The following is a 15,633-nucleotide window of genomic DNA, read 5'->3' as shown; positions in this document are numbered from 1 at the left end:
TGAATCGCCCCGTGTTTGCCAGAGACTCAATAACTTGAGAAACTGGAACTATGAAAAAATCAAATCGCTATACATCAGAATTTCGTGAACGTGCAATTAGGCTTGTTACCACACAACAGCATGAATACCCTTCTCTTTGGGCTGCGCTAGTATCGATTTCAGATAAACTGGGATGTACCCCAGAAACACTTAGAGCATGGGTCAAGAAATCTCAAGCTCAACCGTCTAAACCCTCTTCTAATACGCAATCAACTGAAGAACGCCTTGCCGTCTTAGAGCGCGAGAATAAAGAGCTCAAGCGAACGAATGATATCCTGAGGCAAGCTGCCGCTTTTTTCGCCCAAGCGGAGCTCGACCGCAAACAGAAGTAATAGTGGATTTTATTGATGCTTGCAGAGAGCATTACGGTGTCGAGTCAATTTGCAAGGAATTGCCGATTGCACCATCAACGTATTATTCTCATAAACAGATACAAAGAGAGCCTGAGCGACTGTCTAACCGCAAAAAGCGTGATGCTGAGCTGATAATACTCATTCGCGAAGTGTGGGAGGATAATATGTCAGTTTATGGTGCAAGAAAAATATGGAAGCAGCTACAGCTTGACGACCATCAAGTCGCCCGCTGTACAGTCGAACGATTGATGCGAGTTATGGGAATTCAAGGTGTTCGTCGGGGTAAAGCACATAAGACAACGATACCTGACGAGCAACAAGATAAGCCACTTGATTTAGTTAATCGTCAATTTACTGCTGAGCAGCCAAATCAACTTTGGGTAGCTGACATCACCTATGTTGCCACATGGAGTGGGTTTGTTTATGTCGCTTTCGTGATAGATGTTTTTTCACGATACATTGTAGGTTGGCGTGTATCAACGACAATGCACACAGAGCTTATTCTTGATGCGTTAGAGCAAGCTATTTGGCATCGTGGCAACCCCGAAGGGTTAATTCACCACAGCGACAGAGGCAGCCAATATTTGTCTATACGATACACTGAGCGACTTGCTGAAGCTGGAATTCAAGCGTCTGTAGGCAGTGTGGGTGACTCTTATGACAATGCATTGGCTGAAACAATAAATGGATTATTTAAAACAGAGATTATTCGCAGAAATGGCCCGTGGAAGAATGTTGATGCTGTTGAATACGCAACGTTAGAGTGGGTCAATTGGTTTAATAATCAACGCTTATTATCTTCAATTGGGTATATTTCACCAGCTCAATATGAAACAGACTACTATGATAATTTAAACGAGTCAGGTAAAGTGGCCTGACTTAAACAAACTGGTCTCCGATGAACTCGGGGCGATTCAGAGTGCTTTAAGAAGAATATGAAGTCGAAATTCATATTTTGATTCCTCAATTGCGGAAAATACAGCAGAGTCAGATGATTTTGCTATGATGTTGAGCTGACCACCAATGTTATACTTACATTTTGCACTATGTTCTTCATTTCTTTTTAATCGAAAACATGGTGCTATTTCTACCGTTTTTGTGGCGTATTTCCGATCATGTCTTTTCACAAATGATAACTGTGCACTACAACTAGGAGATGCACAAAATAGAGTCCCATAGGGCTTATTCTCATAATCAGTAGCATCTACACGATTGCCAAATCCTAGGCTAGCTTCAGGGATCTTACTTCCCATCGGAAATCTCCACTTGTTTATAACGCCGCGTTCACCGGCTTGTCCGGTGCAACGCTTTGTTATGTTTTTTCGCTCTTAGATTGTTCACTTTCTGTAACTGATTCTTGTGGTACATCAGGAAAATTAACTTTACCTATAGAAGTTAATATAGCTTTTCGACATTTAGTCGCATATCTTGCATCACGCTTATCTTTCAAGTATTTAGCAATGTGAAAAAGGTCAGGAGTAAATACAAGAGCAGTAGAGCTCGTAGTTGCAGCGGAAATACACTTCGTTGTAAATGGTTCAGGCCGCTCATCAATTGGCTGTAACCTGTATGAATTACCAAACAACACTGGTTTTGCAGGCTCATCAACTTCATCTCGCTCAAGATCTTCATGTATATTCATCGCTAGTTGGCGAAGTTTATCAATATTTATAGCCTTATTATCTTTACCTTCTGCTTCGCCAATCAATCGGCCTTCCTTCGACTCAAAAACGGCATCAAATTCAGATTTACCATCATCAAATTGAGATACTTCGAACCCGATTATTTTTAGGGCGTCTAAAATTGCGTACTCTAGTGGCTTACCTTTTTCGAACAAAAGATTCCTAAGCCTTCCCAAGTCTTTTACCTCATCGATTACAGCCTCTTTTTCGGCTTGAACTACTTCGAGATTTTTTTCGATTTTCAGGAGTTTCTGAGACGCTAATTTTTCTTGGTTTAATCTATATATCGTATCTTTTGCCCAGTCAGGCTCAGGAGTTAATTCGCCAGAAGACCGAAGTGATTTATCCATTGAAATAATCGATTTTATCATCCTAGATGCAAACTGCTTTGCTTCTGGCGTCCAATCGCCTTCATTTTCTTCGTCTTCTGCACCAATGAAAAACGACTCAGGGTAGAAATCAATATCAGGAAGGCATAACATGGCACCATTAGAGTTTTTTGACCTAGAAATAGTACCTACTACCTTATCTGCATGCTTGGTTAGTAAGCATGGTGTTAGTTCACTTTCGACGATAATCTTATAAGATGAAATACTTGAGAATTCATGCCAATAGGAAGATATACATTCAGAGTTCTTTGCACAAAGCTTTATCTCTTTCCCATTAGAGTTTATAGGCTTTAGACCTAATGGGATTGATTGATAGTTATCATAGCTAGTTACAATTCTTGTAACCTTTTGATTTCTGCCTGTTCCAGAAAATTCTTTTTCCCCAGTTGCTATACTTAGTGGGGTCAGTTCACTCAGGAAGACTAATACTAATTTCCCATGCTCAACAGCTGCTTTTATTTCTCTTCGCCAATGCTCGGATTGTGCTCTCAGCTTGAATGATTCGTCGTCCGATAGACATGGTTTCCCTTCAAAAGTACTCTCACACCTATAAAGGTATTCTGTAATATTTGGTTTAAAAAGTATTATGTCCCAATCTAAAAGAGAAGTATCAGAATCAAACTCACAGAATTCAGTTTGGTCATCAGCCAGCGACAACCCAATTGTTAATATCTTTTTATTTGCCATGAATCATCCAATATTCTTAAAACAACATAATGCCCGCTTAAGCGGACAAAAATCATTGGTTATAATGTGGAACGAAGAAGAACCTAACCAACTGTTTCTATTGCATTTAAATCGCTTGTTATGCATTTTCTTCGCTAGGCTCTAACTTTAGTAAAATATGCTTTTTAGACTCAACTACAAATGGTTGAAAATTATAATCAATTTTCAGTTTTATAACAGGTTCAGTTGTATGTTCGACCAAAGCTTGTTTAATACTCTGGTAGTTTTCTTTAACAGTGGCTTGAAGGTTCCTAACTTTAAATAGTAAATGGTCTGATTGAATAACGGCCGATGTCGGATGCTTGCTCGATGTGAACCCAAAACCTATAGGCATATATTCTGTTCCATCATGTAGGACTACATGAGTATTTCCAGCATTTTTACGCAAAGCCCTTCTTTGCTCTGTAGATAAAATTGGTGCAGTTGAGTTAGTCTTGTAAATAAAAGGCTTAATCACATGAGGCCAGTTATCATGAATTATTTGAATTAAATCGGTGTTAGTCCACGTTACAACAGAGCCATCTGCTTTCTCGTGTTTCAATATATCAAGTAAGTATGCATTGCCCTCACTTAAATAGATAAATAACAATTCTTCACTTCGCTCTTCACGGAAGTGTAAATGATAAATTCCCCACTCAGATTTTAGCAAGTCTGCATTTTTTACTTGATTTAATTTCCTTACTCTATTACTTAATAAGCTATTGACGTCCACACCATTTTCGAGTTTATTAATGATCTCATTTATTTCACTCCGCCCCTCTAGCTCACTTGAAGTATGAACATTCCATTTAATGACAGGGATTCTTCTTGAGTACACTGTAAAGCAATGAAGTAATAAATTATGTAAGTCATAATCTTTAATTTTACTTTTTATTTCTTCACTTCGCTTGTCTTGAAAGCGTAACTGTTCAAATGTTGGAACGGCAAGGTCGGCATCTTTAAGTAACCTTTGAAGTTCATCTACTAGATCAGAAAAAAAGTTTAAAGTCATAGCTGGAATCCTTATGGGTAACGCTGACGCATAGCATTTTAGTATTTATGCGACACGCAGGTTATATTGCATAATCGCTTATTGGACTAAGCCGTTACCTGCTCGATGTGTCAGAGTTGGTGTTGTTTATGCTATGGGAATTGGTTTTTTATGGCCTAAGTGATATCAAACCAATTTCATTGGCATGTCTATCGTATCTAAGCTATCCCTGCGTTACTCAGCGTTTATTATGTAACTATTAAACCTAATGTTTAACCGTTAAGCAATCATATTTTTCTTATGTACAGTCGCAACGAGCCTGAGCAGTTAAGCAGGTTAACTCATTGATTTAAGGCAGCAAGCAAGGCTGCTAACTCGTTCGCGCTATTTTATTTGTCGCCTCCTCTAAATTCATCAACCAATAAATCGTAATATACCCACCTTGCATAACTGGCAAGACCAGTGCGGTAATAATGGTTATTGCTCTGTCTCACCGCTGTGAATGGGGTTGATGCTTGAGCCTTTATAAACCCTACGACACGCATTAGCTAAAAAACTATGGTAGCAAATGCGTATAAACCCTTTAGACAATGGAACTACACTCATGATTTATAGCAAGGTGTAAATAGCTTTGTTAGCTCGTTAAGTAATATCTTCTAACCCATTTTGGGGCAAAGGTGAGCCAGCGCTGATCTGGCTGACTCGAAGGTGGACAAAACTCTTAAATCATGCGGCATCACTAAGACGGAGGCTTTCGTAATAGTCTTCCGCCAGAGCGGTCATTTTGAACTCAGCATCTACTCCAGCGATTTTCTCAACGGCATCTTTAATTTCCTCTAGATTGACACTGAAGAACTCCTTACGAAGGTTAATTGCATTAACACGTTGAGAATGGAATTCACGGTGCAAAGCTGTTTCGAGTGCAGGTGCATCATCAGTATAAATCATGGCATGTACGTCAAATGGGAATGGTACACTGGCATCACCAAGCTCTTTAACTCTGTCCATAGGCTCAAGCCTGCGCGTTAAGCCTATCTTGTAAACATCTTCTCCAAAGGAACCAATGTTACTTATCACGTACACATGGCCCTTACGAGTTTGTTCCGCCATACTCTTGGCACGTTCTTCTTTGGCTTCAGCTTCGGCCAATTGCTGCTCTAGAATGGCTATTCTTTGTTCCATTTCACTGCGTTCTTGTTCATTAGCTTGAGCAAGCTCTTGCTGAGCTTTATCAAGAAGGTTTCGATACATTTTTTCTTCTTTCTCAGCTTCAGCAATAGCTTTTTCAAACTCCTTTATTGCTCTCTGCTCTTCACGAATTTGCTCTTTGATGAGCTTCTGCTCGGCAATTTCTTCCTGCTTCTTCAGGGTATATTGATACTGAAGCTTACATTCTTCGAATTTTAGTTCGATGTAGTCAATATCAAAGCCGCACTCCAGTGTCGCAGCTGACTTTTCTAGATTGTTTGCTAGTTTCTCGATTCGTTCCAGCATACGACCAAATGAGCTTGGAGAAACCTTGCCAATAAGCATGTCACATTCAATATTGAACGCAGTTAGCATTAGCTTAACTTGACCATTGAGGATTTTTTTATTCAAAGACTTATCATTAGAAATAACGGTCGTTTCTGGGAAGGTGACTGCGGTTTTCGCTTTAATCATGTCTTTTTGTTGCTGCCGTATGTCTTTGATCTCTTCAGAATAGCGAGTTGATGTTTCGTAGAGATATTGTGGCATTTCAAAGTGACCATGAGCAGTATATTCATCGAGTCGTGAATACAAGTCTATCCCACTCATAAGCTCGTTCAGATCCTGTTCGCTCTTTTCAATATTGGCATTAAGTTCATTTAGAGTGTTTTGGGCCGCGTCAAGAGACTGTTGCTGTTCTAGAATATTAACTTTAAGAGAGTCATCTTGTCCTTTCAAAGCTTGTAGGTCGGCAGTTTCAGCGTTAATTTTGGAAAGCGCCTGCTTTGCTATCTCATTAGTTTGCTGTAGTGATTCATTTGCTTTCTTTAATGTCTCGTGCTCTTCTTTGGCTTTCGTTAACGCTTCATCAATTGACTTGTACTGTCCAACTTTTTTATCCGCAGAGCGTTTCGTCACTATATAGGTCAGCAAAACTGCTAACAAAGATATGCCTGCTAATATCAGTAAATTATTATTCATTGTTTACCTTAAAACCTCTTGTATGAATTGCTTTCTAAGGGCGGCTCGTTCTTCGCAGCGGTCTTGGTACTCTTCATTTGCATTTGATAGCGCATTTTTAAATGCTTGCTTTGCTGCGGATTGTTGCTGTCTTACTTGCCGCTTTAGTTCTCGCTGAGCTTCACGCACACCTTTTTCATGCTCTCTAAGTGCTTGAGCTTCAGCACGTTGCCGAGCTTTCTCTCTACGCTGAGTTTCGCGGGCGGCTTGTTTGTTGGCCCTATCTATAGCTTTAACAACCTTTATAGCCGTCCTTAAACCACTTCCTCGTCTGGCCAATGCATTTCTCCTCTGAGCAAATTAGAATTATGCTTCCGATGCTAGCACAACAAAATTGGAAGGGTTACATTGAAATCAAACAGATTGCATAAAGTCTATAGCTATGAGAGCGCTAAGGTTTCAAATATCTATGTTTCTCACAGGTAGATTAGCCCCTTGCTTTGGGTTAGAAAAAATATTCCAAATGATGGCGTGGAGAGTAATGGCTCATGCAGTCGCTGACTCATTTTGGGGCAGAAACGAGTTATACCTGAATGACTGTTTTTGGCACATCTTTGACTGTCAGATTTGATTGAGTGATGTTAATTGAATCTGAAAGATGAAGCTAAGACTTATTCAGCAATGAAAATTAACACAGTACTTTGTGAATTAGCCTATTACGCTCACATACAGTTAAAGTAATTGGGTCTTAGCTCAGTAACTTAAAATAAAAATACAATGCAACGTTTAATCGTTGCATTGTAATAAAAGGGCCGTTAATTATTACGAAAATGCAGACTCGGCGAGCTCTTCTTGCATTTGTTCACGCATTTTAAATTTTTGCAATTTGCCGGTTACCGTCATCGGGTAATTTTCAACAAAGCGAATGTATTTAGGTTGTTTAAAGTAGGCGAGTTTGTCCTTTAAAAACAGACGAATTGCTTGCTCATCAAGCACTTCACCTTCTTTAGGCTGGATCCAAGCACAGACTTCTTCGCCAAACTTTTCATCACTAATGCCAAAAATAGCGGCGTCTTGTATACCCGGATAGGTGTAAAGCACTTCTTCAATTTCACGCGGATAAATGTTTTCACCACCACGAATAATCATGTCTTTAATTCTGCCAACAATGCTGACAAAGCCCTCACTGTCCATTACCCCTAAATCGCCCGAGTGCAGCCAGCCGTCATTGTCGATAGTGGCTTTGGTTTTCTCTTCATCATTCCAGTAGCAACGCATAATGCCGGCCCCACGGCTACATACTTCACCAGGCTGCCCGATTTTTTGAATGTCACCAACCTCATCAATGATTTTTACTTCGGTGTGTGCAAGTGCTCGGCCAACCGTAGTGACTTGACGCTCAATAGAAGAGTCGGTTTCGGTAATGTTATTAATTGGGCTGCATTCTGTTTGCCCATAGGCAATTACCACCTGATTCATATTCATGAGTGTTTGTACTTTACGCATCACCTGTTCAGGACAAGTTGAGCCTGCCATAACACCCGTTCGCAGTGTACTTAAGTCATACTCGTTAAAGTTATTAAGCTCTAACTCGCTTATAAACATAGTGGGTACACCATGAAGGCCGGTGCATTTTTCTTGTTGTACCACCTCTAATGTAGTTTTTGGATCAAAAGAATCACTTGGATAAATTGCAGCGGCCCCTTTACTGACACACAATAAACTGCCTAATACCATACCAAAGCAGTGATATAGCGGAACAGGAATACAGAGCTTATCGCGCTCAGTAAAGTGCATAGCTTGTGCGACTAAAAGCGCATTATTCAATATATTTTTATGTGTCAGTGTTGCACCTTTAGGGTTCCCGGTGGTGCCAGAGGTAAATTGAATATTGATATCTTGATTGCAATCGAGGGTTTTAGCCACCGCTTGCAGTTCTAATTTATGTGCATCGGTGGGCATGCTCATAACCTCATTAAAGGAAAACATCCCATCGACGGGTTCATCACCAATACAAATTACATTTTTTAAAGTGGGTAATTTGACTGCGGTTAACTCACCTTTGTTACAACCGCTAAGCTCAGGAGCTAAACTTTGCAGCATATTAATATAGTGGCTGCCTTTAAATTCAGTGGCGGTTATAAGCGTAGAGCATTCCACACTGTTTAGTGCATATTGCAGTTCACTAGGGCGGTAAGCTGGGTTAATGCATACCATAATGGCACCTATTTTAGCGGTGGCAAATTGTGTTAAGCACCACTGTATATTGTTCGGTGACCAAATACCGACCCGTTCACCAGGTTTTACCCCTAAAGCCAGTAACCCCATAGCAAGTTGATTAATCTGCTGTTGAAATTGCTTATAGCTTAAACGTATATTTTGATGGGCAACGACTACGGCCAGAGCGTCTGGGTTATTGTCGACAATGGCGTCAAAGTAATCGCCTATGGTTTGTTCTACTAATGGTGTGCTCTGAATTCCTTTAAAATAGCTGCTTGATAGCGGTATAGTGTTTGTTTGCTCTACTTCTTTTATCACTTTTTGTGTCGCTTTCATGACATACTCCATGTTTTTATTTTTGAGAGGCGTGCTGTTTAAATAAACACGAATTGTCGACAAAAGGAAGGGGGTTAGACTAATGTATTATACCAATCGGCAATAATACTAAATCATTTTGAGGGGGCAAATCAGACGCTAGCTGTGTTAAAAATTTCTCATTTAGAACTACTAACTAACGAAATTTTTGCTTTGATATCGACACGATTTTCCTCCCTCAAATTAGATCACTTAGTTAAGCGAATTGGTATTACTGTTTTTATGTAGAATTTAAAGACAAAAAAACGCGTACTCTCTAGCGAATACGCGTTTTTATAAGGATGTAATTAATTTACATTTCGTCGCTGCGATACGTTTTTTTCATGATGTAAACGTAAGCATTAACAAATGCATTTTCTTGATACTTTTTAAGACCGGTGTCTTCAAACGCAATGGGTATTGGATTACGTTTTATTTGTTCTTTTATTTCGGTGGTTGAAAACACGCGTACATCGAGATTATCGATTAACTGAATAGCGGTTTCCATTTTGAATCCTTTAGCGCTGCCAGCAAACTTACCTTTAGGTTGGCGTTCGCGAATGGCAACCGAATCAATTTGGTAATCTTGCATTAACTTGGCAAAATCAAACTGAAACTTACGCATTACTTCAGTGTCGTTACCGTTACCTAAGGTAAAGCGTGTTTGGCGCACATCACGAATATCAAAAACGTCATTATCTTTACTTAAAATACAAAGTAGTACATCACTACCGGTAATTTCTACACCACATGTTCTCATTGCTAATCTCTACTATAACTTAATTACCCGTTATTATACGCAACACGCATTAAAATGCGAGTTTAAGCACTTACAGTGGTGTTTTTGTTAGCGCTTAACGTCCATTCGTCATTTTGATGTAACAAGGTCTGTTTATCTTTGCGGCTAAATGTGCAGCCCTCCTTTTTTTAGCCAAGACAGCGCTATGGTTTGTTTACTTTGAATAGGTGTGAGCGTTGCTCAATTTTTTACTTAGCGCCAGGTGATAGCTCCCGGGCTTTAACTAAATCGCCCCTAGATTGAACAAATCCTAATATAGAAAGCCAACAGACTCCTATTAAACGTTATTAATTGCACTTTTATGGTAAAATTGGGTGGTTTTTAATAGCTTAAAACTTGTAATTAATGCTGCAGCACGCGACAATAACTCTCTTGTAGTTGAGCAGACTCAGCATCTACATTAGCCATTTTTGGCGAAAAATAGTCAATGCTTATTCGTAAAAGCGTTGTCGAGTCATTCTCATTTAATTAATTAAAAATACACGTGATACATTGTAGGTGTCACCACTGTATGTAAGGATTTATAATGCCAGTTATTACTCTTCCTGACGGTAGTCAGCGTAGTTTTGAAAACCCTGTAAGCACACTTGATGTAGCAAACGATATAGGCCCTGGTCTTGCTAAAGCCACCATTGCGGGTCGTGTTAATGGCGAACGCGTAGATGCGTGTGATTTAATTAGTGACGATTCTCGTCTTGAGATCATTACCGCAAAAGACGACGATGGTCTAGAGATTATTCGCCACTCGTGTGCGCACTTAATTGGTCATGCTGTTAAACAACTTTTCCCTGATGCAAAAATGGCGATTGGTCCAACAATTGATAACGGTTTTTACTACGATATTGATATGGAACATTCGTTATCTCAAGATGATCTTGATGCCATTGAAAAACGTATGCTACAGCTTGCAAAAACAAACTACGACGTAGTGAAAAAAACCGTTAGCTGGCAAGAAGCGCGCGACACTTTTGCAGCGCGTGGCGAAACATACAAAATTGAAATACTAGACGAAAATATCGCACAAGATGACCGTCCAGGTTTATATCATCACGAAGAATACATCGATATGTGTCGTGGTCCTCATGTGCCAAACATGAAATTTTGTCAAAACTTCAAAATTATGAAAGTGGCCGGCGCATACTGGCGCGGTGATTCTGAAAACAAAATGCTACAGCGTATTTACGGCACAGCATGGGGCGATAAAAAGCAACTTAAAGCGTATTTAAAGCGTTTAGAAGAGGCTGAGAAGCGCGATCACCGTCGTATCGGTAAAGCGCTCGATTTATGGCACTGGCAAGAAGAAGCGCCAGGTATGGTATTTTGGCACAACGATGGTTGGAGCATTTACCGCGAGCTAGAAGACTTTGTGCGTGAAAAATTACGTGAGTACCAATACGAAGAAGTGAAAGGTCCAATGATGATGGATCGCTCTTTGTGGGAAAAATCAGGGCATTGGGAAAAATATTCAGAGGCAATGTTTACCACTGAATCTGAAAAGCGTGAATACGCAATTAAACCAATGAATTGCCCAGGCCACGTACAAATTTTCAACCAAGGTTTAAAATCGTACCGTGACTTACCACTGCGTATGGCAGAGTTTGGTTGTTGTCACCGAAATGAACCATCAGGCGCGCTTCATGGCTTAATGCGTGTACGCGGCTTTACCCAAGATGATGCTCATGTATTTTGTACAGAAGAGCAAATCATGGATGAAGTATCGGCCTGTATTAAAATGGTTTACGATACCTATGAAACATTTGGTTTCGAAAAAATTGTTGTTAAACTTTCAACTCGCCCAGAGCAACGTATTGGCGAAGATGAAATGTGGGACAAAGCAGAGCTTGCACTTGCTGACGCACTTAAAGCAAATGACATTGAATTTGATTATTTACCAGGTGAAGGGGCGTTTTATGGCCCTAAAATTGAATTTACTTTGTACGATTGCTTAGACAGAGCGTGGCAGTGTGGTACAGTGCAACTAGATTTTGCATTACCGGGTCGTTTGGGCGCTACTTATGTAGCTGAAAATAACGAACGTCGCACACCTGTCATGATACACCGCGCTATTTTAGGGTCTATTGAGCGCTTTATCGGTATCTTAACAGAAGAGTACGCTGGTTTATTCCCAACGTGGCTTGCGCCTAAGCAAGTGGTGATTATGAATATCACCGATAAACAAGCACCTTATGTGCAGGAAATTGTACAAAAATTAAATAAACTTGGAATTAGAGCCGCTGCTGACTTGAGAAATGAGAAGATTGGCTTTAAAATCCGAGAACATACACTTAAGCGTATTCCTTACTTACTGGTTGTTGGCGATAAAGAAGTTGAACAACAAGAAGTAGCAGTACGAACTCGCACAGGTGAAGACCTAGGCAAATTTAATGTCGATGATTTTATCGCTAAAATCAGTGAAGAAATCAAAAATCGACAGTAAAAATCGAGCGTGTAGGGCAATCACAAACGGCCAACTACACGCTTATATTATTGATATTCTTGGAGGAACGTACCATTAGAGGCGGCAAGAAAGGGCAACAAACAGCTCAAAAAAATCGTATTAACGAAGAAATTACAGCGCTAGAAGTTCGTTTAATCGACATCGACGGCGAACAAGCTGGAATTCAGTCATTAAAAGACGCGCAAGCTATGGCTGATGCAGCGGGTGTTGATCTTGTAGAGATCAGTCCAAACGCTGAGCCGCCTGTTTGTAAGGTTATGGACTACGGTAAGTTCATCTTTGAAAAAAGCAAAGAACTAAAAGAGCAGAAGAAGAAGCAAAAGCAAATCCAGATTAAAGAAATCAAATTCCGTCCGGGAACGGATGAAGGCGATTATCAGGTTAAGCTGCGCAACTTACGTAAGTTCTTAGAAGCTGGCGATAAAGCTAAGATAACTATCCGCTTCCGTGGTCGTGAAATGGCTCACCAAGAAATTGGTATCGAATTATTAAACCGTATTAAAACCGATTTAGAAGAGTTAGCAGTTGTTGAGTCTTTCCCAAATCGTGTTGAAGGTCGTCAAATGGTTATGATGATGGCACCGGTTGCTAAAAAGTAATAATTAGGCGATAATACGCACCGAATTTAGCTCAGGTTTGCAAGTGATGTGAAAATGTCCACCTGAGTTAACCGGTTTTAAAGTAAAATTGCGGTATTTATATCGGGTTTTCACCGGAACATAGCAGTAAGTTAGGCCTTTAAAGTGGAGCTATAGCAATATATCTCACGCCTTCTTACTAAATTTAAAGCAATACAATTGGAGTTATTGCAATGGCTTACAAGCTAAAAAGTCACAGAGGCGCAGCTAAGCGTTTCAAAAAGACTGCTTCTGGCGGTTTCAAGCGTAAACAAGCGCATCTTCGTCACATTCTGACTAAGAAAACTTCTAAGCGTAAGTTACACCTACGTCCTAAGATGATGGTTCATAAAAATGACCATGGTCTAGTTTCACGTATGTTACCATTCGCTTAATAGGGGTTTTTAGAAATGGCAAGAGTTAAACGCGGCGTTGTCGCACGTGCACGTCACAAAAAAGTTTTAAAACAAGCGAAAGGTTACTACGGAGCACGTTCACGTGTTTACCGCGTAGCTTTCCAGGCTGTTACTAAAGCGGGTCAATACGCTTACCGTGACCGCCGTGCTAAGAAACGTACTTTCCGTCAACTATGGATTGCACGTATCAATGCTGCTTCACGTCAAAATGGTCTGTCTTACAGCCGTTTTATCAATGGTCTTAAAAAGACATCTGTAGAAATCGATCGTAAGATCCTTGCAGATATCGCTGTTTACGACCAAGTTGCATTCGCAGCGCTTGTAGCAAAAGCAAAAGAAGGCCTAGCGGCAGCTTAAGTTTTTGTATAAGTAATGAAAAGGAGCCCATGGCTCCTTTTTTTGTGCCTGTAATTTATTATCTTTTTTATGCGCTTGTAGGCTTTTTCCTTTATTTATTACCGTTGTGTGTTTGTTTTTTAGGTACTTATTAGCCCTTTTTATTCAGTAGATGTTGATAGCGTGGCTGGGCTGCAACTAAAAATGACGTTGGCTGTATTTTTTTGTTGAACCACCGCAGTTTTGGCAACTAGAAAAGTTTAATTGCTATAATTTTTCTTAATTAATGGGTTTGTTAGAGAAGTATATGTTTATAAGTTTATTGGTTTTATCTGCAAGTATGGCAAATAGCAATCATTTACCGCCATTATTACCATGGGAAGGTAGTAGTACCTCACTATTGCAACAACAGGGACCCTTAACCACAGACTTTGAAATTTCTGCAGGAGTCTCGTCTCCCAATTATGCTAATACCATGGCATTTGTTGATAGATTAGTGGCGGCGAATCCCACTCAATTTAAATCAAAAACGATTGGCTATAGTAATAGTAAACGAGCAATAAAAATGTTGATTGCCAGCGAACAAGGTTTTTTTAATGCGGGGCAAATGGCCAATAGCACCAAACCAACCGTGCTTATTCAGGCTGGTATTCACGCTGGTGAGATTGATGGTAAAGATGCGATGTTTATGCTGCTTAGAGATATTGCTACGGGTAAACGACGCGATATATTAAAAAAGGTAAACATTTTATTTATCCCAATATTAAACGTTGATGGTCACGAGCGTAGTAGTGCGTTTAATCGTATTAATCAGCGTGGCCCTGTAAAAATGGGTTTTAGAACAAACGCAAATAATCTTAATTTAAATCGTGATTACACTAAGCTTGATACGCCAGAGGTTAAAAGCGTCCTTCAAGTAATTAATGATTATAATCCGAATTTGTATATTGACGTACACGTGACTGATGGGGCTGATTACCAATACGATGTAACCTATGGCTATAACCCAGTATTTGCTAGCGAGTCGCCTGCCATTTCAGATGCGCTTAACCGTTATTTTAAACCAATGATTGATCAAACCCTCACTGAGCAAGGCCATATTCCGGGCCCTTTAGTGTTTGTTATGGATAAACAAGAATTTAAATCAGGTTTAGCAGGTTGGGTTGCCACACCGCGGTTTTCAAACGGGTGGGGTGATTTAAAGTCATTGCCTACCATTTTAGTTGAAAACCATTCTTTAAAGCCATACAAACAACGCGTGTTAGGGACTTATGTGTTTATAGATGGTGCTATTGAAGCATTATCAGCGCATAAAGATAAACTCGCTAATGCAGTAAAAAAAGAACAAGAATTTGTTCCTAAGCAATTAATTGTTAAGCGTGGTTATTCTGAGCAGCCTGATCATATCGCGTTTAAAGGTATTGCTTATTCTAAAAGCCTGAGCCCATTGTCAAATCAACAAGAAGTAAGCTATTTGGGTAAAAAACAGGATTATGACAAGCTGCCTATTTTTTGGCAAAAAGAGGTGCAGCACACGGTTGAAGTACCAAAATCATTTTTTATTCCACCTGTTTACACCGATATTATTGAGAAATTAGCCCTGCATGGGGTGTCAGTTAATAAGCTCAGTGGTGCCAACACTCAGCCATTAAAAATGGCAAAAGTAGCGCAATATAGTTTTGATAAAGCGCCATTTGAAGGGCGTTTTAGAGTGTCGGCTAGTTTTGATTATGTACCAGCTACAAATGTGGATTTAGATGGTTGGTTTGAAGTGAGTACGCAGCAAAAGGCAGGAGAGTTAGCTGTCCATTTGCTACATCCTGAAGCACCAGATTCATTTTTTGCTTGGGGGGAGTTTAATACTATTTTTCAGCGCACTGAATATATGGAAAATTATGCTTTGATACCGTTTGCTGAAAAAATGCTTGCTGATGACCCCAAATTAGCCCAAGAATTTGATAAAAAAGTGAAGCAGGATAAAGACTTTGCTAAGAACGCTGATGCACGTTTACATTGGTTATATGAGCATAGCCCATTTTATGATCAAGCTTATTTGAAATACCCAATTTTAATGTCATACGAAGAGAATATAGTTATTCCAGCGCAAAAAGATAAAGAAATATAAG

General features: G+C 39.8%; 13 protein-coding genes, 1 pseudogene and 1 other annotated feature. Of the genes and pseudogenes, 6 read left to right on the top strand and 8 right to left on the bottom strand.

From position 1 onward, the window contains the following. The first annotated feature begins 50 nt into the window (after window positions 1-50). Window positions 51-1,270, top strand: a protein-coding gene (locus ND6B_RS11270; RefSeq protein ID WP_089368775.1) for an IS3 family transposase whose coding sequence is annotated in 2 segments (ribosomal slippage) — window positions 51-330 and window positions 330-1,270 — 1,221 coding nt in all. Because the reading frame shifts where the segments join, the coding sequence is not laid out codon by codon here. Continuing rightward, window positions 329-445, top strand: a sequence feature (AL1L pseudoknot). It overlaps the preceding gene by 117 nt. Window positions 1,271-1,306: 36 nt before the next feature. Here the strand turns inward: ND6B_RS11270 and ND6B_RS11275 are convergent. From ND6B_RS11275 to ND6B_RS11305, 8 genes and pseudogenes are all read right to left on the bottom strand, one after another. Next, window positions 1,307-1,645 carry a hypothetical protein gene (locus tag ND6B_RS11275; RefSeq protein WP_033103260.1) on the bottom strand — a complete coding sequence of 113 codons (339 nt, stop codon included), beginning with the start codon at window positions 1,643-1,645 and terminating at the stop codon, window positions 1,307-1,309. Window positions 1,646-1,704: 59 nt separating this feature from the next. Then, a complete protein-coding gene (locus ND6B_RS11280) occupies window positions 1,705-3,150 on the bottom strand; it encodes a hypothetical protein (RefSeq protein WP_033103259.1) in 1,446 nt (481 codons plus the stop codon). Window positions 3,151-3,268: 118 nt separating this feature from the next. Next, the gene (locus ND6B_RS11285) at window positions 3,269-4,180 is read right to left on the bottom strand and encodes a hypothetical protein (RefSeq protein ID WP_033103258.1); all 912 of its coding nucleotides are present in this window, start codon (window positions 4,178-4,180) and stop codon (window positions 3,269-3,271) included. Between the two features lie 349 nt (window positions 4,181-4,529). Continuing rightward, a pseudogene (locus ND6B_RS20555) lies at window positions 4,530-4,645 on the bottom strand (IS91 family transposase); the annotation flags it as partial. Between the two features lie 240 nt (window positions 4,646-4,885). Then, window positions 4,886-6,328, bottom strand: coding sequence for a DUF4041 domain-containing protein (locus tag ND6B_RS11290; RefSeq protein ID WP_033103257.1), 1,443 nt, complete (start codon window positions 6,326-6,328; stop codon window positions 4,886-4,888). Between the two features lie 3 nt (window positions 6,329-6,331). Further along, window positions 6,332-6,646, bottom strand: coding sequence for a hypothetical protein (locus tag ND6B_RS11295; protein WP_033103256.1), 315 nt, complete (start codon window positions 6,644-6,646; stop codon window positions 6,332-6,334). Between the two features lie 483 nt (window positions 6,647-7,129). After that, a complete protein-coding gene (locus ND6B_RS11300) occupies window positions 7,130-8,863 on the bottom strand; it encodes an AMP-binding protein (RefSeq protein ID WP_033103255.1) in 1,734 nt (577 codons plus the stop codon). A 331-nt stretch (window positions 8,864-9,194) separates the two neighbouring features. Continuing rightward, the gene (locus tag ND6B_RS11305; RefSeq protein WP_033103254.1) at window positions 9,195-9,641 is read right to left on the bottom strand and encodes a DUF3010 family protein; all 447 of its coding nucleotides are present in this window, start codon (window positions 9,639-9,641) and stop codon (window positions 9,195-9,197) included. A 565-nt stretch (window positions 9,642-10,206) separates the two neighbouring features. Between ND6B_RS11305 and thrS the strand changes: the two genes are divergently transcribed. The 5 genes from thrS (at window position 10,207) to ND6B_RS11330 (ending at window position 15,632) form a co-directional block, all read left to right on the top strand. Beyond that, entirely contained in the window at window positions 10,207-12,117 is a 1,911-nt protein-coding gene (thrS, locus tag ND6B_RS11310; RefSeq protein WP_024601037.1) for a threonine--tRNA ligase, read from the top strand. Between the two features lie 59 nt (window positions 12,118-12,176). Beyond that, window positions 12,177-12,737, top strand: coding sequence for a translation initiation factor IF-3 (gene infC, locus ND6B_RS11315; RefSeq protein ID WP_008110479.1), 561 nt, complete (start codon window positions 12,177-12,179; stop codon window positions 12,735-12,737). Between the two features lie 212 nt (window positions 12,738-12,949). Beyond that, window positions 12,950-13,150, top strand: coding sequence for a 50S ribosomal protein L35 (gene rpmI / locus ND6B_RS11320; RefSeq protein ID WP_004587840.1), 201 nt, complete (start codon window positions 12,950-12,952; stop codon window positions 13,148-13,150). Between the two features lie 15 nt (window positions 13,151-13,165). After that, entirely contained in the window at window positions 13,166-13,528 is a 363-nt protein-coding gene (gene rplT, locus ND6B_RS11325) for a 50S ribosomal protein L20 (RefSeq protein ID WP_008110477.1), read from the top strand. A gap of 286 nt (window positions 13,529-13,814) precedes the next feature. After that, entirely contained in the window at window positions 13,815-15,632 is a 1,818-nt protein-coding gene (locus ND6B_RS11330) for a M14 family metallopeptidase (RefSeq protein ID WP_033103253.1), read from the top strand. The last annotated feature ends 1 nt before the right edge of the window (window position 15,633 follow it).

Origin of the sequence: Pseudoalteromonas sp. ND6B, from assembly GCF_000764215.1 — a bacterium.
In the GTDB taxonomy this organism is placed as follows: Bacteria; Pseudomonadota; Gammaproteobacteria; order Enterobacterales; family Alteromonadaceae; genus Pseudoalteromonas; species Pseudoalteromonas tetraodonis.
The sequence above is the reverse complement of the archived record's forward strand: the minus strand, read 5'-3'. Positions and strand labels throughout refer to the sequence as shown.

Bases quoted from the DNA above. Each gene is read 5' to 3' on its own strand.
- ND6B_RS11275 (WP_033103260.1), bottom strand. From the start codon at position 1,645: ATGGGAAGTAAGATCCCTGAAGCTAGCCTAGGATTTGGCAATCGTGTA.
- ND6B_RS11280 (WP_033103259.1), bottom strand. From the start codon at position 3,150: ATGGCAAATAAAAAGATATTAACAATTGGGTTGTCGCTGGCTGATGAC.
- ND6B_RS11285 (WP_033103258.1), bottom strand. From the start codon at position 4,180: ATGACTTTAAACTTTTTTTCTGATCTAGTAGATGAACTTCAAAGGTTA.
- ND6B_RS11290 (WP_033103257.1), bottom strand. From the start codon at position 6,328: ATGAATAATAATTTACTGATATTAGCAGGCATATCTTTGTTAGCAGTT.
- ND6B_RS11300 (WP_033103255.1), bottom strand. From the start codon at position 8,863: ATGAAAGCGACACAAAAAGTGATAAAAGAAGTAGAGCAAACAAACACT.
- ND6B_RS11305 (WP_033103254.1), bottom strand. From the start codon at position 9,641: ATGAGAACATGTGGTGTAGAAATTACCGGTAGTGATGTACTACTTTGT.
- thrS (WP_024601037.1), top strand. From the start codon at position 10,207: ATGCCAGTTATTACTCTTCCTGACGGTAGTCAGCGTAGTTTTGAAAAC.
- rpmI (WP_004587840.1), top strand. From the start codon at position 12,950: ATGGCTTACAAGCTAAAAAGTCACAGAGGCGCAGCTAAGCGTTTCAAA.
- rplT (WP_008110477.1), top strand. From the start codon at position 13,166: ATGGCAAGAGTTAAACGCGGCGTTGTCGCACGTGCACGTCACAAAAAA.
- ND6B_RS11330 (WP_033103253.1), top strand. From the start codon at position 13,815: ATGTTTATAAGTTTATTGGTTTTATCTGCAAGTATGGCAAATAGCAAT.